This window comes from Reichenbachiella agariperforans, from assembly GCF_900142205.1.
Taxonomy (GTDB): domain Bacteria; phylum Bacteroidota; class Bacteroidia; order Cytophagales; family Cyclobacteriaceae; genus Reichenbachiella; species Reichenbachiella agariperforans.
Window position 1 is genome coordinate 1,246,225 of sequence record NZ_FRAA01000001.1, and the last position, 19,609, is coordinate 1,265,833.

Sequence of the window (19,609 nt, forward strand, 5' to 3'; positions counted from 1 at the left end):
TTATCTCAGTTTCAAAGTGACCAAAGTCAAAATCGCCAATAGAATACCTGTCGTCCAAAACCGTGTCACGATCTTGGTCTCATGTATTCCTTTTTTCTGATAGTGGTGATGTAGTGGTGCCATCAAAAACACTCTTCTACCTTCACCATATTTCTTTTTTGTATATCTGAAATAACTCACCTGTATGATCACAGATAAGTTTTCGATCACGAAGATGCCACACAGTACAGGGATCAAAAGTTCTTTTCGGATGATAAAAGCCATCACTGCAATAACACCACCAAGGGCCAAACTCCCTGTATCTCCCATAAAAACCTGTGCTGGATAAGAGTTGTACCATAAGAACCCGATACAAGCCCCAACAAAAGCAGTAGCGAATACCACAGACTCCCCTGATCCAGGGATGTACATGATATTTAGGTAGTCCGCAAAAATCACGTTACCTGACACATAAGCAAGTATCGCAAGTGCCACGCCTATGATCGCTGAAGTACCAGCGGCTAGTCCATCCAAACCGTCCGTGATATTGGCACCATTAGATACCGCTGTTACGATAAAAATCACCATGATCACATAGAGCACATCCGTGTACTCATCCAAAAAATCAGGTAACAACCATTCGTAATCAAACTCATTGTTCTTCACAAAAGGAATCGTAGTAGTGGTACTTGCCACGTCAGTGTATTCGGAAAAGCGTTCATTGAACTCTAATGTCGTATCGGTAGCATTGGGAAAATCCCGAACCTCTATGTCATCATGTGTGACCATCGTGATCCCTACGAAAAGACCTATCGCCACCTGACCAATAATCTTGAACTTGCCTGACAGACCTTCTTTATTCTTCTTTTTGATCTTGAGATAATCATCCAAAAACCCAATCAATCCCATGCACATTGCCGTCACGATCAATAAGATCACATAGATATTGTCCAATCGCGCGACAAGCAATGTAGGAATAACAATCGCAGCAATAATCAAGATACCTCCCATGGTAGGAGTACCTTTTTTCTCCAGCTGACCTTGCAGTCCTAAATCTCGAATGGATTCACCCATCTGCTGTTTTTGGAGGAGTCTAATGACCCACTTCCCTAAGAATATCGTGATCAATAAGGACAGCACGGTAGCAAGTCCAGCTCTGAACGAGATGTACTGAAATACCCCTGCGCCTGTCAGGTGAAATTCACTTTCGAGATAATCAAATAGGTAGTATAACATCCGCTAATCCTTGAATAATTCTAACATTTCTTTCAATACCGCTCTATCATCAAAATCATGTCTGACTCCATTGATTTCCTGATAGGTTTCGTGTCCTTTTCCTGCTACGAGGATTATATCTTGACTGTCTGCCATAGAGCAGGCCGTCTTAATCGCTTCTTTTCGGTCTCTGATGACAAGCGCCTTTCGCACCATGCTCGGCCCTACGCCTCCCATCATATCCTTGATGATTTTGTCTGGGTTTTCGGTGCGAGGATTATCATCAGTAAAAATGACTTTGTCACTCCACTTAGCTGCTATAGACGCCATGACGGGTCTTTTGTCCTTATCACGGTCTCCTCCACAGCCTACTACTGTAATGACCTTTTCGTTTCCTGATCGAAAACTATCTATGGTCTGTAGCACATTTTCCAAGGCATCTGGCGTATGTGCATAGTCCACGATCGCCATGACCTCCGAATTGGCATTGACTGCCTCAAAACGTCCTGGTGCTGTTTCTATTCCGGAGAGCATCATTAGTACTTCGCTTGGCTCCTCCTGCAGTATATCTGCTACAGCAAAAGCCGCGAGTAGATTGTATGCATTGAATTTGCCAATCAGCCTAAACCACACACTCTGGCCATTGATATCCAACTCCAAGCCTTGGTAGCTATTGGTGATCACCTTGGCCTTATAATCGGTCATGAATTTCAATCCAAAAGCGTACTGAGTCGCTTTGGTATTTTGGAGCATGACCTGCCCACGCTTGTCATCTAGGTTCACCAGAGCAAATGCCGAAGATGGCAGGTTGTCAAACAATTTCTTTTTGGTCTGGATATAATTGTCAAAGGTTTTGTGATAGTCCAGATGATCGTGACTGATATTCATGAATACTGCGCCAGTAAACTCCAGTCCAGCTATTCGACCCTGATCTATGGCATGCGAGCTCACTTCCATAAAAGCCACTTGGCATTTCTCCTCGACCATCTCACTGAGGAGCCTGTTGAGCGACACCTGGTCAGGCGTGGTATGACTCGCTTTAATCACACGATCATTGATCTTGTTTTCCACTGTAGACAGCAACCCAACACTGTAGCCCAAGGATCTAAACAAACTGTACAGGAGTGTCACCGTTGTAGTCTTACCGTTGGTCCCTGTCACACCCACTAGCTTAAGTTTCCTAGAAGGGTTGTCGTAGAAGTTGGCAGCTATCACGCCGAGTGCGGTATGTGTATTGGCCGTCGCGACAAAAGTCACACTCATGTCTGGCAAAAGTGGCATCTCTTCGCATACAATAGCGACTGCTCCGCTCTTTATAGCCTTATCAATATAGTCATGTCCATCAACCTGCGTCCCTTTGACTGCTACGAAAAGACTACCCTCTTTGACCGCTCTAGAGTCAAAACACACGTCAGTGATATCGAGATTCATATTACCTGAAACCGATGTTAGATTGACGTTGTACAATATGTCCTTTAGTAACTTCAACTATCCTAATTTTAATTCTATACTCAAATCATCATTGATTCGTACCCCAGGCAAAACGGACTGATCAGTCACACGACCCAGTCCCGAATACTTCACTTTGATGTGTTTATTTTCTAAGATAAAAAGTGCATCCCGCAGCGTCATCCCACGTACATCTGGCACGACTGTGTCTTGATATTTGAGCGGCTTCCATGCAATGGCATTGTTAGAAATACTCGCCTTAGTCCATGTTGCCTCACCCTTGATGTGATTTGATATCCCAAACTCATTACAGATTTCTTTCAGCTCTTCCTGATGACCAGCTCTGATCACAGGGAATATCCCAGCCATCACTTCCTTCCCTTCAAAAGGATTGTTTAGCTCCATATCGATCGCATAGATTTTGTCCGCTATGTCCTTGAAAACGGGAGCCGCTACATCACTACCGTAAATGCGGTAGCTCTTCGGGTTGTCAATCACAACTATTGCACTGTATTTCGGCTTCTCTGCTGGAAAATAGCCCGCAAATGAAGTATAATATTTGCTCGTGTAACGACCATTAACTACATGCTTTGCTGTTCCGGTCTTACCCGCTATCTGATAATATGAATCACTGATATTGCTCGCTGTACCTCGTGTCACCACTCCTTCGAGCATTTCTTTGACCTTGACCAACGTGATGTCTGAGCAGATTTTAGGATTGATGACTTTGGATTTAAACTCCTCTACGACGCGGTCCGCAGTCTTCACTTGCTTGACGATCAGCGGCTGTATCATTTTACCATTGTTTGCGACCGCATTGTATAGTGTCAGCGTATGCAGAGGTGTCATGGTCAACTCATAGCCATGAGAAATCCAAGGGAGTGACACCCCCGACCAAGTCGAATCCTCGGGTGTCTTGATGTACGGTTTACCCTCTCCTACCATCTGGAAACCCAGTGGTTTCGTCAATCCCATTTTCTCCAGCAGATCAGTATATCGTTTAGGGTTGTCTCCGAACTCATCGACTATCAACTTAGCGGTACCGATGTTAGATGATTTTTCGAACACCTCTTGCACTGAAAGTTTTCCATAACCTCCTGGCTTGTGATCCTTCATCACCTGATCATAAAATGCCATTTCGCCATCACCAGTATCCACTGTATCCAACAGGCTGATGCGCGACTCCTCGAAGAGTGCGATCATACTCGCTAGTTTAAAGGTAGACCCAGGCTCACGTGAACCCTGACTACCTACTGCATAGTTGTAATTCTCCCAGTATTCTCCGCGACTGTTCTTGCTTAGATTAGATATCGCTTTGATCTCCCCTGTGGCAACTTCCATCACCACGACACAGCCATAGTCCGCATCATTGGCATAGAGTGCCTTGACGAGTGCTGACTCAGCCACGTCCTGTAGATCCACATTGATCGTCGATACGATATCCAGTCCATTTTGAGGTTTGACCTCTGTACCATCAAATACAGGTTTCCAACTCCCTCCAGAAAATTTCTGATAAAGAGCCTTTCCACTCTTGCCCATGAGGTACTGATTAAAGCTATACTCCAACCCTACTACTCCTCTGTTCTCTTCATCTGTCGTCCCTATGGTTCTATACCCTAAATACGAAAAAGGGTGAAATCTTTCATCCACCTTTTCATACAATACCCCGCCTTTCATTCGCCCTTCTCGAAAGATGGGCCAATCGTTCATTTCCTTTTTTGCCAGATAATTTATCTTCTGGCGATTGAGCCGCAGGTAACGCCTACCTTCTATTCTTGCGTCATTGATTCGCCGTTTGTAATCTTGTGCGGATAGGTCTTTGAAATGTCGCGACAACAGACGTGACAGACTATCAATCCCTGACTTGAACACCTTGTCCGAAGCGATAGAAGGGTCTATCGCTAGTTTGTAGAACGGTAACGAGGTAGCAAGCAAGCTCTCATTGTCAGAATAGATATTGCCACGAGTAGCTTTGACATTTCGGTACTGTAGTCCGATCGCCTCCGCCTTTTTCTTCCACTTGCCCCCATCCACAGTTTGTATCCTGACGATCTTGTACAGGATGCCAAACGAAAACAGCAAGACGAATACATAGGCTATTCGCACTCTGAGCAATATGGTCAGGCGATTAGTCATTGGCGTGCAATACGATTTTGTATGGAGGATCAATACTTTCCTTCAATCCGTGCTTGTTGGCTTTTTTAGCCACTTCGGATTGTTTACTCGTGAACATGTAGTCAGCCTTTAGCGTGGTAAAATCCGCTCTGAGGTCTTCTACTTCTACACGTAGTTTGGATATTTTTCGGATGTTTTTTTCAGCAAAGTGCAGGTTACCGATATAAAAGATACACAGGACAGTCGTATAGAGAATAGGCATCAAGAACTGTATAGGCAGACCATTCTCAAAGAGTTTCTCCACGTTGATGAAACTCTCCAGCAGCGAAAAAAAACTTCTCTTACCAGTTTTGGTAGGATCGGGGTTTTTGTAGGTGTTGGATGCCATTTTTAGATTTTTTCTGCTATTCTCAATTTGGCACTGCGTGCCCTGTTGTTTTCATTTATTTCATTATCACTTGCTACGATAGGTTTTCTAGTGAGTGCTTGGAGTGGCTTGATCTGATTGCCATACAAGTCCTTTTCCACCTCACCATAAAACTTCCCTTTGTTAATATAATTCTTGACCATTCTATCCTCCAGCGAGTGGTAGGACATGATGACCAGTTTCCCATTTTCTTTGAGCACCTCGGCACTTTGTACCAAGAACTCCTCCAGTGCTTTCAGTTCTTCGTTGACCTCTATTCGGATCGCCTGAAAAACCTGAGCGAAATATTTATTCTCCCTCCCTCGCGGGGCGAACTTTCTAATCGCATCCAAAAACTCCCCTATCGTCTCCATAGGTCGCTGACCTCTAGCCGTCACGATCGCTGCTGCGAGTGTTTTGGCATTCTTCACTTCCCCGTATTGGCCGAGGATTTTGTGGAGTGCCTTTTCATCATATTCATTAATAACTTCTTTGGCCGATATAGCCTGAGAGGTATCCATTCTCATATCGAGTGGCCCATCGAATCGCGTCGAAAAACCGCGACCTGGGGTATTGAACTGATGAGACGAAACGCCCAAATCAGCCAATATCCCATCTACTTGGGTGACCCCATGTAGTCGGAGATATTTTTTAAGGTATCTGAAATTGGACTGTACGAAAGTGAAAGAACGATGCTCTATTTGATCGGCATTGGCTCTGGCATCATCATCTTGATCAAAACCAAATAACCTACCGTCTGTACCTATGTGTTTTAGAATCTCCTGGCTGTGTCCTCCGCCCCCAAAGGTGACGTCTATATAGATCCCATCTGATTTGATATCCAACCCCTCGACACATTCTCTCAGCATTACAGGGTTATGATACTCACTCATTCATCTAGGAATTTTTTGGCCAAATCCGAATATTCCTCACTGTCGGCAATCAAATAATCATCGTACAGGTCAGGATTCCAGATTTCCACTGTACTGCCTGTACCTATCACAGTCACGTTCTTCTCTAACTTGGCATGATCAATCCATGCTTTTGGAATCAAAAAACGTCCTGCACTGTCTAGTTCTACGGGAGCAACACTGCGGAAAAAGTTTCTTTTCAATCTTCGCTGGTCTGTATCAAAATCACTCAATGACGCGAACTTGCTCTGAATTTTTTTAAACTCAAGCATAGTGTAAACCACCAAGTTCGGGTCAAAGCCCTTCATCACAACGAGTTCATTGCCAGATACTTCGGGCAGGTTTGCTTTAATCTTCGCAGGTAAAGCCAACCTACCCTTAGCATCTAACTTACACTCATATTCGCTTGTAAAAAAAGCCATAGAGTTATAGAAAAATATAAACCACCACTACAAACCTAAAACATTTTCTCCATAATTCACCACTTCTCAACACTTTTTACCACAACACTACAAAAAGCTCCCATAAATGAGAATTTTTGACACAAAAACAACACAATTATCCCCTTACTCCTAGATCGGGATTCGTGAAAAAGCATCAAAAAACATGTAGACTATAAAGGAAATGGTGAGAAGTGGGAGAATAGAAAACATCTCTCGAATGTAGATATAGGTTTTTATTAGAAGTAAGTGTGACACACCCAAAAAAACACAATAGCCCCTCTACAGCAATACGTAAATTCTCCACCTTAAAAGACGAAGATGCCTTACACATAGGACGATAAAGCATTACACTGTAAGACACGACTATACTTTATCAGGCATAACACCAGATAGAGCCAAGCATCATTCATGTATCATAAAAATGCCTCTTTCGTTTTTAAGTCCGGACTTAAAAACGAAAGAGGCATAGAAACTGACAATTACAACTCTCCTGTCACGATCTCAATGTTGGTAAAAAAGTATTTTAGGCGGGCGATCTCTTCCAACATTTGAATTATTTAGGAGAATCAGCGTATCCATGTCATAGACACTAAACTAACGCTGTTTTTTACCCTCTCAATTCTAATAATACAATATTCTCTACATGATGCGTATGCGGAAACATGTCTACTGGCTGAACCTTAGTCACTTGATATTGACCATCCATCAGTGCAATATCTCTGGCCTGTGTAGCAGGGTTACAGCTCACATACACCACTTTCTTAGGAGACAAACGCAAGATCATATCTACGACATTTTCGTGCATCCCTGCTCTAGGTGGATCAGTAATAATCACATCAGGTGCGCCATGCTTCGCAACAAACGCATCGTTAAGCACATCCTTCATATCTCCTGCGAAAAAGTCCGTATTTGTAATCCCATTGACCTCCGAGTTGACAAAAGCATCCTTGATGGCATCCTCTACATACTCTATCCCTATCACTTTTTTCGCCTGGTTCGCACAGTAGTTCGCTATTGTACCCGTCCCCGTGTATAGGTCATATACTAGGTCATCCTGAGACAAACCTGCAAAGTCCAGTGTATGATCATACAAGACCTTGGCCTGAGCGGAGTTGGTTTGATAAAACGACTTAGCTCCGATTTTAAACTGCAGATCTCCCATCGTCTCGATGATATGATCCTTGCCCGCGAACACCACGATCTCTTGATCAAAGATGGTATCATTCTTCTTTTGGTTAATTACATAGAGCAGCGAAGTGATCTCTGGAAACTTCTCCTGTAGATGTGACATCAACCCTTCTATCGCCTCCATATCTGGCTCAAAAAACTGCAACAACACCATCACATCGCCGTGATCGGTCATCCGAATCATCAAGTTGCGTAACAGCCCATGTTGCTCTCTGATATCAAAAAAAGTCAATCCATAATCCAACGCATAGGCTCTCACCGCATTCTTCACAGCATTCGTAGGCTCCTCCATCAAGTGACAGGTGTCTACATCCACTACCTTGTCAAACAAACCAGGGATATGAAAACCCAAACCATTTCGATTGATATCTGCCTCGGTTTCGATCTGCTCCTTGGTGAGCCATTTCCTATTCGAGAAAGTGAACTCTAGCTTATTTCTATATCGCAGCGTCTTCTCCGACCCTACGATCTGTGCAACAGCTGGCAACTCCACCTTAGCGATTCTTTCCAAACTGTCCTGTACCTGCTGCTGCTTGAACTCCAGCTGAGAGTGATAACCCATATGCTGCCATTTACACCCTCCACAGGTACCGAAGTAGTCGCATACAGCATCCACTCTAAGGTCAGAGTACTGATGAAACTGAATGGGAGTCCCCTCCATGAACGCCTTTCGCTTTTTGGTAATATTTACATCCACCACATCGCCAGGTACTGCTCCTTTGACAAACACCACCTGTCCGTCGTGTCGTGCGAGACTTTTTCCTTCTGCTGCTACGGCCTCAACCTTTAAATTGTCCAGCCTGATTTGCTTTTTTCTTCTTGCCATGAGCCGCAAAATTAGATGAAATTACCGCGGTTTAAAAGATTAGTTTCAATAGAAGTCTTGCTAAATTCGACCTTCGATAGGTTTCTTATCTGATCTCAAATACATGCGCTACTTTTGCACTCATAGATTTTAGAGCAGACTTCTTCAGACAACTAAAAATGCAGAAAACTTTAATTATAACTGGCGGCACATCGGGCATAGGCAAAGCTTGCGTAGAATACTACGGTAGCAAAGGCTATCAAGTCATTTTTACAGGTCGTGATGCAGCTAAGGTTAGTGAGCTGACAGCCCAGTGGCAGTCAGACGGAATAGACTGTCTAGGTCTAGTAGCACCTGTCGAAGAAGAGGCTGCTGCAAAACAAGTCATCGAGCAGGCTATCGATAGATTTGGCAAAATAGACGTACTCATCTGTAACGCTGGGATATCGATGAAGGCACTTTTTGAAGATGTCGATTTAAAGGTTTTTGAACGTGTCATGCGCGTCAATTTCATGGGTACAATCAACTATGTCAAATATGCGCTTCCCCACATCATAGCCACTCAGGGCTCCATCGTCGGCATCTCCTCCATCAACGGTCAACGTGGTACTCCAGGTCGTAGTGCATATTCCGCCTCCAAATTCGCCATGGAAGGCTTTTTCGAATCGCTTCGGGTAGAAGTCATGAAAAGAGGGGTGCACATCCTGACGATTAGTCCAGGTTATACCGAGTCGAACATTCGCACCAATGCCCTAGGTCCAGATGGCAACATCCGCAACGAATCGCACAAAAAAGAGAATACCCTGATGGATGCAGCAACTGTAGCAGCGCACATCTACAAGGCGCAGCACAAAAGAAAACGCAATGTCACACTGACACTACTCGGCAAAGCGCTCATTTTTCTCAACAAGCGATTCCCTACATGGATGGACAACACTGTCTACCGCGTCATGACCAAGGAAGACCCCAGCCTGATCAAATAACTTTCAGTACTTTGGACTGCTTTACGTACGCCTCCTGATCTTTCCACGCTACTTTGACCCATACCTCATCTTCATCGAGGATCGTAAGTCTATGCCCCTTCTGAATCACCTCTACTAAGTCTGAACCTACCGATGGCCCATCCATCAGGTACACATAGTCATCTGCAATGATCACTTGACGAATATCCAACTCATAGTTGGATACAAAAAACAATAGCAATAGCACCACACACATACTGATCGCATAAGGTAGCGCATTGGTCTTCGTCCAAAACCGACGGTACACGACGATCGCAAACAGCAGGAATGCAATAGAAATCACAACGATATTAACCCACAGGAAGTGACTATTGAGTAGCCCTTTGAAAAAATCGTAATCTGTCACTTTGTACCCCTCTAGATTTTCTTCCTCTGCCAGTTCCGCCATTTTGTTACGGGCATTCTTATTAGAGGTCATGAGATAATATTTATTGAGATACAAAAGTGCTTCGCTGTGATTCCCCAAACCTTCTTTGATGTAAGCCATTTTCATCAACATTTGAGGGGTAGCATGCCCTTCTTTCTGCAATAACTGGTTATATACCTCGAAGGACTCAGTGTACTTCCCTTCCTTAAAGAGCGAATCAGCATGACTCAATTGCACTCTTAATTGGGACTCTTGTGCTGTTAATGAATGAGTTATGAAAATCGCAAAAACGATTATTATAAAATTGGATAATATGTTTTGTTTTTTTGTCATCAGCTACCTACATTTGCAACCGCAAAATAAGGGAATGGAGTACAAAATACGAAATTCTTTTGCAAAAAGTCGATTGGTTAGCTCAGTTGGTAGAGCAACGCCCTTTTAAGGCGTGGGTCCTGGGTTCGAGCCCCAGACCAATCACTAGACTTGGTTAACGTGCCAAGTTTTTTTATTCTCATTCGTAGAGATACGATTGGTTAGCTCAGTTGGTAGAGCAACGCCCTTTTAAGGCGTGGGTCCTGGGTTCGAGCCCCAGACCAATCACTAAAAAGAGGACATCTTAGCTAAGATGTCCTCTTTTATTTCGCATCATTTTCTAAATCCCCGTCTTTATAATAAGACTCATTCAAGTTTTTTCCTCTAGTCCCTCTAAACCTTTTCCAGAAGGACTCTCTTTCTTTAATAGATACAAAATCAGGGTTATACGCCGTAGAATCCACAATAGTCACCTGTACCGAATCAACATTCAGCATACTCAATGTATCATAGACGAAAGGAATGATGCCGATTTCAGGATCTACCCGTTTTTTAATAAAGCTCTTGAGCATTTTGGACTGGAAGGGATCAGTCACCAAAGCTATTTTTTTAAATCCGAGATTATTCGCCTTTTTATGCGAATAGTAGATGTTTTCAGTACTATGTTCCGCTCTAATCTCCGTATATATCACACTATCTGGCACACCCAGTGCCTGCGCATACAAAGCCATGATCTTCGACTCATAATGAGGAGAATAGACCGACGATCCCGAAAACATAATATTTTTGGCAATCCCACGATCATAGAGATACTTACCCCAAAACACCCGCCCTCGCATCAGCATATCCCATTCACCATCCTCATAGGGAATCCCAGGCACGACGATCACATCATACACCTCCGACTCTGCCGCTACCAATAGCTGACGACAAGTATCCTGAGACATAGCACATCCACCAGCCAAACCTATCAATCCAAACCAAACGACCCACATGAATAGTCCATTTTTCATTGTCATATATCTATGATTAAAAATTCTAACACCTCAGTTAGCAACCTAACATAGCCAACTAAAACTACGCTAATCCAATCGCATTAAACAACACTACTGTTTCAACATTCTGTAAACATCACCGACACTATTATGATGGTTTCACCATCTTCAAAGCCTTGGTGTTTATTAAAATTTGAGTTTGAAAAAAATTATTATTGTTCTTGTAAATAAACAAAAAACCTTACCTTGGTAAAGTAATAACAATTAATACAATGAATAACGGTACAATAAAGTTCTTTAATGAATCCAAAGGATATGGATTTGTTATTGATGACGAGACTAAGAAAGAATACTTCGTACATGTCTCAGGTTTGGTTGACGATGTAAAAGAAGGCGACCAAGTAGAATTCGAATTAAAAGAAGGTAAAAAAGGATTAAATGCTGTCAGTGTAAAGGCAGTTTAATTAAGATATTTAACTTTTAATAGCATTGCGGAGCCCGGATTTGATCTGGGCTTTTTTCATACGCTATCGACTCATACCAACTCCGGTTCCTCGTATTTACTCATCGCTTCACTCTTACGATCACCGGTACTTAACTCTACTGGAGCAGACTGTGCATGAATTCTGAACTGGCTAAGCATCTCTCTCAATTCATTCGCTATATCAGACAACTGCTGTGAGCGTGCATTATAGTCATGCATGCCCAGAGACAACTCCTCTGCTGAAGAGGCTACCTGCTCCGTGCCTGCCGCCGTTTCTTCTGCGATCACGACGATGGTCTCTGTAATCTCTACTATCTTACTGATGTCCTGCTTTTGTAGCGCTGATGACTCTAGTATTCCTTGAGATAAAGAAAGCGTATTGGCAGAGGCTTTTGAAATTTGCACAAACACATCCTCAGCCTCTCGAGAGATCGTCTCTCCAGACTGTACCGACTGATCCATCTTAGCGATAACAGATGAGGCAGACAGGGTGTCATTCTCGACTCCTGAGACCAAGACCTCTATTTCCTTCGCTGCATTCTTAGAATCCTCCGCAAGCTTTCGGATCTCCTCCGCCACTACAGCGAACCCTCGTCCACTTTCGCCCGCCTGAGCTGCCTCTATGGCTGCATTCAGTGCCAATAGATTGGTTTGTGAAGAAATTCCGTTCATCACCTTCAGTACTCGATTGATCTCCTTGGAGCGATCGATCAATACGTCCATGGACTTATTGGCCTCACTGGTGTAGGAAGAAATTTGCGCAACGCTTCGAACCATTTCACGTGCCATCTCTGCTCCTTTCTCGCTATTCTCGAAACCTGCCTTTGCCGCACGGTTGATCGTCTCTGATCGTTCTCTCATATCATCTGACGAACGCAATACTGCTTCAACTAAGCTAGAGGACTCGTCTACCTTTAATACTTGATTTTGTGCTCCTGCACTCATCTGAGAAGTCGCAGTAGCGATCTCCGCTGTACTACTAGTCATCTCTCGATTAGAAACGAGCATCGCTGAGGACGAGTCGTCAATTTGCTCTGCTCGATCAGTAATCACCCGCAACATTTCATTCAGTTTATCCAGAGATGCATTGAGATTATCAGCGAGCTTTTTCACTTCTCCTTTAGGCTCTCCCTCGAATCTCGTTGTAAAATCCCCCTCTGCCATATCACTAACAATGTGATTCACTGTTTCGAATGGTATCGTCAAAGACTCTAAAAGTTTATTAATCGCTTTACTAAAGTCTTCCCACACACCTAATTTATCATCTAGAGACACCCTAGTATCCAGCGCTCCGTTCTTGCCTGCCTGACGTACGACCTGATGTATCTCAATAATGGCCCGCTTCAGGTTATCTTTTAGTTCGATAAGCGATTTACCCAACTGATCCTTCTTGCCCAACAGTTCCAGTTCAGAATTGAGATACCCTTGCCCTACCTCTAGTGCAAACTGCGTTTTGCTCTTCAATCCATCAATCAACTCATTAAATGAGGTATGCGCCTTGCCTAGTTCGTCACGAGAATTGACATGCGCCAATTCTGGAAAACGGCCATTGGCTAACTTTCGCGCACTATCGTTAATTATATTGATGTTTCTAGTGATTTTGAAAATATGAACATAAAGAATCACTACACCAATCCCTATGATCACAATCATGAGTGCAACCACAGCTATGATGTTGTGCTGGACTTTTCGGTCAGCCTTCTCTCCTACACTGATGATGAGTTCATTCACCGACACTGCTAACGAAGAGGCTATACCATTTAGCTCTCCCTGCAAACCATCCCCCTCATCGAGACCGATCACTTCGTAGATCCCGACAATCTCGTTGAAGAGCTTCTGGTAGGTCGTAATGTTTTTGAGAATCGCTACTTGTTTTTCGGAGTTTTGACCTTCGGATCGGCTTATTTCCTCTCTCAAATCAACTATTCCATCATTAAACTTTTGAAGGTATTTCAGATCATGTCTGAGAAAAAAATCTTTCTCGTGACGTCTCAGCATCAACATCAACGATTTATCATAATCATAGTCAGCATCTTCCACATCATGAATCGCTGCCCTCAATCGACCTTCGATCCCATGATCTTTAAAACCTCGGTGCTGCATTTGTCCAGCCAGCCTTGATAGTGTCTTAGAGTATTCTCGAAGCAACATAGATATGGTATCCATCTTCTCCATAGGAAACATCTGCCGAACCTTCATTTCCTGTCCAATAGACAATACACTATCGATTAATTTTTTATTCTCGGTCAGATTATCACTCTTTCCCGTCTCTAAAAAACCGACATCTCGAAAATCTTTGGTTAAAAACTCATGCTCAAACTGACGTGCCTGAAGTAGCCCAAGATGAATGGCCTGAAGACTGTCTTTGAGACTTTCGTAGCGATTGATATTCTGAAATGCAAAATAAGTCCAGACCCCAAATACAATGGTCAAAACATAGGATATAATGAACTTCCCCGATAGTCCTTTGAATAACTCCATAGCTGCAAACTCTTCATTTTTAATGCTTAAGACAAGATTACGACAAAGCTGAAGATTAGCAGAAAAAACACTGTTAAGATACTGTGAACATAATATATGACTGGCACATACTTAAAATAGCTGCGTCTGACGACTCATTCCTTCTAGCTCCAGAAGCTTCTTTTTGGCGGGCAAACCTCCCGCATAGCCCGTCAAATCCCCATCGCTACCGATAATCCGGTGACAGGGCACGATGATGGCTAACGCATTGGCGCCATTAGCGGACGCCACTGCACGAATAGCACCTTCATTTTCTAGTTGGCGAGCCAGTTCTAGATAGCTGACTGTCCGGCCATAAGGCACAGCCACCAAAGCCTCCCATACGGACTGCTGAAACGCTGAGCCTACCATCAGCAAAGGCAAATCAAACTCTTTGAGGCTTCTAGCGAAGTACCCTTCCAACTGCGTGATACATTTGGCTATCACTGGTGAGTCTTCTTCTACCATCTCTGCTTTCAGTAGCGTCATAATTCGCTTGTCAACAGTACTCCGCATCTTCCTATAGCGCCAATCGCAGATACACAATTGTCCATCATAGGCTCCAATAATCAGCTCGCCCACAGGGCATTTATAATATTGATAAGAAATCACCTTGTCCATGACCCTATAAAGATTCTTTGATCCAATCCTCTGGCACCTGCTTGATCGCGTTGGTCAGTTGCTCTCCCCAAAACTCAGAGACTGCATGCATATCCGTCAATTCGTAGCGATGGTGCTTGATCTCAAAACTGTTGTGCTCATACTTGAGTACATCGATCGGGAAATCGACATCATTGGCACTGACACGGGTAGAATCAAACGACAAAAAGCCCGTTTTGAGTGCAAACTGCAGTGTAGCGTCTTTGGTCAATGTCCGACGCAAAATAGGCTTGCCATATCCAGAGTTTCCTATGATGATGAATGGGGATCCCTCACCTACTTCGATCCAGTTGCCCTCAGGGTAGATCAAAAACAACCGATGCTCGGTATCTCCAGACAACTGCCCACCTACGATGGCGTGTAGATTGAATTGTAAACCCGACTCTGCAAGAGACTTTTTATCTTCCTTGGCGACCTTTTTGATTTGCTCACCGAATGCATTGGCGACTTGATATATCTTGGTGAAGTCATTTTTGTCTCCTTCGACCACCTCTCTAAAATACACTAGAGCCTTGTCCCGTACCGACCTCAAACCAGATGTCATCAGAAATAAGGCTTGTTTGTCCTTAGTATAGAGATAATACTTCTTGCCCGTAGTGGTTTCGGATCCTGAAGTCATTCGTGTATCGGCAAGTGCCAAAAGCCCTTGCTTTACTTTGATTCCTAGGCAGTAGGTCATGGATATTATTGTTGGGTTACTTCTACTTTGTATTCCGTAAAATTATCACCTTGCGTATTAAGAATCCCCTTGATCGGCGAACAATCTTCATAGTCTACTCCGTGGCAAACTTTGATATAATGACTGTCTCGCAAGAGGTTATTAGTCGGATCATACCCCTGCCACCCTAGTCCTGGTATAAAAACCTCCACCCAAGCATGCAGCATCGCACTACCGATGTGCCCTTCACCCTGATTTAAATAGCCAGACACATAGCGTGCTGGAATATTATTGGCTCGACAGACCGCAATAAAAAACTGTGCAAAATCCTGACAAACCCCTTGCTTTTTCTCCCAAGTAGACTTGGGGGTATTGAGCAAACTATTCACGTCATCATCGAATTTGAAATTCTTATAGATATAGGCATTTAGAAACTGAAGAAAATCCACACACTTCACAGATACAGACTTAGTCATCTCAGGGCTAAGTCTCGACAAATTGATACGAGTAGACTGAGACTGAAAAAGGAAAGGCTGATAAGTTACCTTGAAATCCAACGATTCCATCATGGCATTTTCATCGGTCAGACTTTGTTTTTCAAAATCAAAAGGATTGATCTCTGCTACCTCTACCGTACTATTGACTATGATACTCAACTGATCAAAACTATGATCGACACGAAACATCAACTGATCAAAGCCATACAAGTTAGGCTGTAGGTAATGTTGTCTCTGCAGATTGCAATCAACACTATAAGATACGAATGATTGACAATCATCTGCTACTGGCAAAACCAATAAAGAAAACAGTGCTTCTTTGACCAAGTGCTCATAGGAATTGGTCGTTTGGTAACTAACCTGATAGATGGACATATATTTAGTAATTCAGATATTCCTTGTTCAGTAAATCATTGAGATCATTCAAATAGGCCAAAGTTTCATTCAAAAAAACCAACGGTTCTTTCTCGAATTCTTCTACCGTCTGATATTTCAAACGCTCACTCATTCGACCAATACTCCACTCTATCGAGTTCTTTTTAGTCTCTTTGCTCAGTCCCACCAACAGCAAGTACTGCTGTAGAGCGGTTACATTATAAGATATCGATCGCGGAAATCTAGCGTTCAACACCATAAACTCTAATGCCTCCTTGCGTTTAGGCATGATAGAATACTCTCTATGATACATATCCAATCCTTCGGCAGACTTGAGCAATGTTCCTAGTTGAAAGCTGGCTACCGACTGACTCACCTTCATGTCATCAATCCGATCTATATCGGTAAACTTGCTAATCAAAATTCGGTTGATCTGTATGGCTCGTTCTATATGAAACCCCATTTTGACAAAAGCCCAGATTTCATCATGCAACATGGTAGACTCTACCCTATACTTAATGATCGCGCAGTTTTCTATGGTGGTATTAGTAAAATCATAGAGTCCCTTAGTCTTGTAAAAGTCCTCTGGATAGTCATGAATAAAACGATAAAACTTATTGATAGCGTTCCACACCTCTATAGATATCAAATCCCGTGCTCCACGAGCATTCTCTCTGGCAAAATGCATACAGGACTTGATGGATGCATTGTTGTGTTCATCCATTGCCACAGCCACCAAGATATCCTCTTCGAAATCATAGGACGCCACATCTCCTTCGAGCCCAACCATATTGATGATACTCTTGAGTGCCAGGTCTCTCTGTAGATCCGAACTGGTATCCAATGCGGAGAAATATTGAATATTCAAATAGCGACTCAGGTGCTCAGCACGCTCTATGTATCTACCAAACCAATACAGGTTATTTGCAACTCTTGCTAGCATATCTTCTTGTTTTCCCTTGTTTAAACTTCGGCTACCCAAGTATCCTTGGCGCCACCTCCCTGGGACGAGTTCACAATCAAACTCCCCCGCTTCAAGGCCACTCTCGTTAGTCCTCCTTTGAGCACAAACTGATAGTCCTTTCCCATCAAAGTAAAAGTCCTAAGATCGACATGGCGAGGCTCGAACTGACTGGTCTCGTCGATATAGGTCGAGTGAGATGACAGGTTCATAATCGGCTGTGCCACATACTCTCTCGGATCGCTTTTGATTTTGGCCCTCATCTCGTCACACTCCGTTTTGCTAGCGCAGTTGCCTACAAAAATCCCATAGCCACCACTTTGATCCACGGGCTTGACGACCAACTCTTCGATATGATTGAGTACATGATCCATCTCAGCAGGTTTCTCACACTGATAGGTATGGACATTTTGGAGAATGGCATCTTCTCCGAGGTAGTATTTGATGATCTCGGGCATGTACGAATACACAGCCTTGTCATCAGATGCACCAGTCCCTGGTGCATTGATCAAACTAACATTGCCCTGGCGGTACACGTCCATCAGACCTGGCACACCCAGCATAGAGTTCGGATTGAAAACCATAGGGTCAAGAAACTCATCATCTATTCGGCGATAGAGCACATCGAGTTTCTTCTTCCCATAGATAGTTTTCATGTACAGAAACCCCTTATCTACGAACAAATCACGACCTTCCACCAACTCCAACCCCATACTCTGAGCCAAAAAGCTATGCTCGTAGTAGGCCGAATTATATATCCCTGGTGTCAGCACAGCACAGGTCGCGGCATCTACACCATCAGGTGCTACGGAGTGCATACAGGTGGCCAATGCAGCAGGATAATCGAAGACCGTCCCAACCTTAAGTTCTTTAAACAACACGGACAGCGCCTTCTTCAGCGCATCTCTGTTACTCAGCACATAACTCACCCCAGATGGACACCTCACATTATCCTCCAAGACATAAAAGTTACCATCACTATGTTTAATCAGATCTGTCCCTGAGATGTGATTGTACACACCACCAGGCGGTTCAAAATCCACCATGTACTTGTTATAATTGGCTGAAGAGAATATCAATTCCGCGGGCACGACTTTGTCTCGCAGTATTTTCTTGTCATTGTAGATATCTTTAAGGAAAAGATTGATAGCTACATTGCGCTGGATCAAGCCTTCCTCTAACCTCTCCCACTCTTTGGCAGTGATCACCCGAGGCATGAGGTCAAACGGAAAGATTCTTTCCGTCCCTTTTGGGTTCTCAGCATAGGTAGCGAAAGTAATTCCTTGCATGAGAAAGGACAGCTTTGTAGCCTCGTTCACCCGCTTAAAATCCTCCGCACTGTACTTGTTAAAATACTCAAAGAGCCGCTGGTATGGCTTTCGGATATCCCCTCCATGCTCAAACACCTCGTCGAGAAGGTGACGCTCTATATCATACGATCTTAGGATGTTTTCATTCATACGGCACTGGGCTTATTAGTCCCCGACACCTGTCGGAGTGCCTAACAAACATAAGACTTCAGTACCTGAAATGGTATGGATATAAAGGGCAGGGAATGACTGTTAAATCAAACTATCAACTGCCATAAAACAGACTATCGATTAGTCACGTAGTAGTGATCTGGGATTGAAAATTTAGCATTGTAATGAGTGAACATCTGCTTTAATTTCATTCGATCCGAAATATCAACATCATTGGATTTAAAATAATCAGACATCTCTGATGCATAATCTCCATCAAACAAACTCATGAATTCCTTTTTATTTTGTGCTAGAGAATGCAGCACGCCATCTTGCAAAATATAGAAAGGTGGATATGTCGTTTCGTCATATTGGCTAAACTTCAACCCCTCTCGGTAGAGTAGCACGATCTGTCCTACAGACAGCACCTCAAAAAAGAAAGAGCCTTCATTCATCCCAAAACCGCCAGTCAGATACTCATGTCGCTCTCCAGTACTCGGATCAAGAACAGACACCTGATCCACCTTGTCAGCCGTCCAGTTATAGATATGTCGTCCTGAACGTATCATGAGGTCATTTCGCTCCAAGTTGACTTTCACCACTCCGCGAATAGTCTCCCCTGAGGTCACCACAAAATCCGTACTATCAGACATGCCTACCTGCGCACTAATCGAAATAGACGCCAATACAGATACGAGAAATAAAATGGATTTTCTTTTCATAGCAGATTATATTATTGCCACAAATGAAGCTCGCTCTATCAGTTATTCTACTATCGAAAACAGGGTTTAACCAAAGGATAATTTGT

The 19,609-nt window shown here is 43.4% G+C and carries 18 protein-coding genes and 2 tRNA genes; 4 read left to right on the top strand and 16 right to left on the bottom strand.

Going from position 1 to position 19,609, the window contains the following annotated elements; all coding sequences use genetic code 11:
* From mraY to rlmD, 7 genes are all read right to left on the bottom strand, one after another.
* A complete protein-coding gene (mraY, locus tag BUB99_RS04840) occupies window positions 1-1,215 on the bottom strand; it encodes a phospho-N-acetylmuramoyl-pentapeptide-transferase (protein ID WP_073119865.1) in 1,215 nt (404 codons plus the stop codon).
* A 3-nt stretch (window positions 1,216-1,218) separates the two neighbouring features.
* Complete coding sequence (locus tag BUB99_RS04845) at window positions 1,219-2,682, bottom strand: UDP-N-acetylmuramoyl-L-alanyl-D-glutamate--2,6-diaminopimelate ligase (RefSeq protein ID WP_073119866.1); 1,464 nt, start codon at window positions 2,680-2,682, stop codon at window positions 1,219-1,221.
* Entirely contained in the window at window positions 2,683-4,779 is a 2,097-nt protein-coding gene (locus BUB99_RS04850) for a penicillin-binding protein (protein ID WP_073119867.1), read from the bottom strand. It abuts the gene before it with no gap.
* Window positions 4,772-5,146 carry an FtsL-like putative cell division protein gene (locus BUB99_RS04855; protein WP_073119868.1) on the bottom strand — a complete coding sequence of 125 codons (375 nt, stop codon included), beginning with the start codon at window positions 5,144-5,146 and terminating at the stop codon, window positions 4,772-4,774. The genes BUB99_RS04850 and BUB99_RS04855 overlap by 8 nt, the downstream gene beginning before the upstream one ends.
* A 2-nt stretch (window positions 5,147-5,148) precedes the next feature.
* Entirely contained in the window at window positions 5,149-6,057 is a 909-nt protein-coding gene (rsmH, locus tag BUB99_RS04860) for a 16S rRNA (cytosine(1402)-N(4))-methyltransferase RsmH (protein ID WP_073119870.1), read from the bottom strand.
* Window positions 6,054-6,497 (bottom strand): division/cell wall cluster transcriptional repressor MraZ, encoded by a 444-nt coding sequence (gene mraZ, locus BUB99_RS04865; protein ID WP_073119871.1) that lies wholly within the window; start codon window positions 6,495-6,497, stop codon window positions 6,054-6,056. The genes rsmH and mraZ overlap by 4 nt, the downstream gene beginning before the upstream one ends.
* A 628-nt stretch (window positions 6,498-7,125) precedes the next feature.
* Window positions 7,126-8,532: a 23S rRNA (uracil(1939)-C(5))-methyltransferase RlmD gene (gene rlmD / locus BUB99_RS04870; RefSeq protein WP_073119873.1), complete on the bottom strand. Its 1,407-nt coding sequence runs from the start codon at window positions 8,530-8,532 to the stop codon at window positions 7,126-7,128.
* A gap of 158 nt (window positions 8,533-8,690) precedes the next feature.
* On the opposite strand from rlmD, the gene BUB99_RS04875 reads away from it, so the two are divergent.
* On the top strand, window positions 8,691-9,494 hold the full coding sequence (locus BUB99_RS04875) for an SDR family oxidoreductase (protein WP_073119875.1): 804 nt from the start codon (window positions 8,691-8,693) through the stop codon (window positions 9,492-9,494).
* Here BUB99_RS04875 and BUB99_RS04880 read toward each other — a convergent pair.
* A complete protein-coding gene (locus tag BUB99_RS04880) occupies window positions 9,487-10,137 on the bottom strand; it encodes an SH3 domain-containing protein (protein ID WP_170863734.1) in 651 nt (216 codons plus the stop codon). The two genes, BUB99_RS04875 and BUB99_RS04880, sit on opposite strands and share 8 nt — an antisense overlap.
* Window positions 10,138-10,304: 167 nt before the next feature.
* Between BUB99_RS04880 and BUB99_RS04885 the strand changes: the two genes are divergently transcribed.
* Together BUB99_RS04885 and BUB99_RS04890 are read left to right on the top strand one after the other, a co-directional pair.
* Window positions 10,305-10,377 (top strand) — tRNA-Lys (locus tag BUB99_RS04885).
* A 50-nt stretch (window positions 10,378-10,427) separates the two neighbouring features.
* Window positions 10,428-10,500 (top strand) — tRNA-Lys (locus tag BUB99_RS04890).
* Between the two features lie 35 nt (window positions 10,501-10,535).
* Here the strand turns inward: BUB99_RS04890 and BUB99_RS04895 are convergent.
* The gene (locus BUB99_RS04895; RefSeq protein WP_084190352.1) at window positions 10,536-11,231 is read right to left on the bottom strand and encodes a YdcF family protein; all 696 of its coding nucleotides are present in this window, start codon (window positions 11,229-11,231) and stop codon (window positions 10,536-10,538) included.
* A gap of 248 nt (window positions 11,232-11,479) precedes the next feature.
* Between BUB99_RS04895 and BUB99_RS04900 the strand changes: the two genes are divergently transcribed.
* Entirely contained in the window at window positions 11,480-11,671 is a 192-nt protein-coding gene (locus tag BUB99_RS04900) for a cold-shock protein (RefSeq protein WP_073119881.1), read from the top strand.
* A gap of 71 nt (window positions 11,672-11,742) precedes the next feature.
* Here the strand turns inward: BUB99_RS04900 and BUB99_RS04905 are convergent, their stop codons facing one another.
* From BUB99_RS04905 to BUB99_RS04935, 7 genes are all read right to left on the bottom strand, one after another.
* Complete coding sequence (locus BUB99_RS04905) at window positions 11,743-14,172, bottom strand: methyl-accepting chemotaxis protein (RefSeq protein WP_073119883.1); 2,430 nt, start codon at window positions 14,170-14,172, stop codon at window positions 11,743-11,745.
* A 111-nt stretch (window positions 14,173-14,283) separates the two neighbouring features.
* On the bottom strand, window positions 14,284-14,811 hold the full coding sequence (locus BUB99_RS04910) for a methylated-DNA--[protein]-cysteine S-methyltransferase (protein ID WP_073119884.1): 528 nt from the start codon (window positions 14,809-14,811) through the stop codon (window positions 14,284-14,286).
* Between the two features lie 4 nt (window positions 14,812-14,815).
* A complete protein-coding gene (locus tag BUB99_RS04915; RefSeq protein WP_073119886.1) occupies window positions 14,816-15,529 on the bottom strand; it encodes a peptidase in 714 nt (237 codons plus the stop codon).
* A 5-nt stretch (window positions 15,530-15,534) separates the two neighbouring features.
* Entirely contained in the window at window positions 15,535-16,380 is an 846-nt protein-coding gene (locus BUB99_RS04920) for a transglutaminase-like domain-containing protein (protein WP_073119887.1), read from the bottom strand.
* A 4-nt stretch (window positions 16,381-16,384) separates the two neighbouring features.
* Window positions 16,385-17,323 carry an alpha-E domain-containing protein gene (locus BUB99_RS04925; protein ID WP_073119889.1) on the bottom strand — a complete coding sequence of 313 codons (939 nt, stop codon included), beginning with the start codon at window positions 17,321-17,323 and terminating at the stop codon, window positions 16,385-16,387.
* Window positions 17,324-17,343: 20 nt separating this feature from the next.
* A complete protein-coding gene (locus BUB99_RS04930; protein WP_073119890.1) occupies window positions 17,344-18,801 on the bottom strand; it encodes a circularly permuted type 2 ATP-grasp protein in 1,458 nt (485 codons plus the stop codon).
* Window positions 18,802-18,935: 134 nt separating this feature from the next.
* Window positions 18,936-19,523, bottom strand: a complete 588-nt coding sequence (locus BUB99_RS04935) for a hypothetical protein (RefSeq protein WP_073119892.1) — start codon at window positions 19,521-19,523, stop codon at window positions 18,936-18,938.
* Between the last annotated feature and the right edge of the window lie 86 nt (window positions 19,524-19,609).

Bases quoted from the DNA above. Each gene is read 5' to 3' on its own strand.
- BUB99_RS04915 (WP_073119886.1), bottom strand. From the start codon at position 15,529: ATGACCTACTGCCTAGGAATCAAAGTAAAGCAAGGGCTTTTGGCACTT.
- BUB99_RS04855 (WP_073119868.1), bottom strand. From the start codon at position 5,146: ATGGCATCCAACACCTACAAAAACCCCGATCCTACCAAAACTGGTAAG.
- BUB99_RS04895 (WP_084190352.1), bottom strand. From the start codon at position 11,231: ATGACAATGAAAAATGGACTATTCATGTGGGTCGTTTGGTTTGGATTG.
- BUB99_RS04920 (WP_073119887.1), bottom strand. From the start codon at position 16,380: ATGTCCATCTATCAGGTTAGTTACCAAACGACCAATTCCTATGAGCAC.
- rlmD (WP_073119873.1), bottom strand. From the start codon at position 8,532: ATGGCAAGAAGAAAAAAGCAAATCAGGCTGGACAATTTAAAGGTTGAG.
- BUB99_RS04850 (WP_073119867.1), bottom strand. From the start codon at position 4,779: ATGACTAATCGCCTGACCATATTGCTCAGAGTGCGAATAGCCTATGTA.
- BUB99_RS04910 (WP_073119884.1), bottom strand. From the start codon at position 14,811: ATGGACAAGGTGATTTCTTATCAATATTATAAATGCCCTGTGGGCGAG.
- BUB99_RS04930 (WP_073119890.1), bottom strand. From the start codon at position 18,801: ATGAATGAAAACATCCTAAGATCGTATGATATAGAGCGTCACCTTCTC.
- BUB99_RS04925 (WP_073119889.1), bottom strand. From the start codon at position 17,323: ATGCTAGCAAGAGTTGCAAATAACCTGTATTGGTTTGGTAGATACATA.
- mraY (WP_073119865.1), bottom strand. From the start codon at position 1,215: ATGTTATACTACCTATTTGATTATCTCGAAAGTGAATTTCACCTGACA.
- rsmH (WP_073119870.1), bottom strand. From the start codon at position 6,057: ATGAGTGAGTATCATAACCCTGTAATGCTGAGAGAATGTGTCGAGGGG.
- mraZ (WP_073119871.1), bottom strand. From the start codon at position 6,497: ATGGCTTTTTTTACAAGCGAATATGAGTGTAAGTTAGATGCTAAGGGT.
- BUB99_RS04935 (WP_073119892.1), bottom strand. From the start codon at position 19,523: ATGAAAAGAAAATCCATTTTATTTCTCGTATCTGTATTGGCGTCTATT.
- BUB99_RS04905 (WP_073119883.1), bottom strand. From the start codon at position 14,172: ATGGAGTTATTCAAAGGACTATCGGGGAAGTTCATTATATCCTATGTT.
- BUB99_RS04900 (WP_073119881.1), top strand. From the start codon at position 11,480: ATGAATAACGGTACAATAAAGTTCTTTAATGAATCCAAAGGATATGGA.
- BUB99_RS04875 (WP_073119875.1), top strand. From the start codon at position 8,691: ATGCAGAAAACTTTAATTATAACTGGCGGCACATCGGGCATAGGCAAA.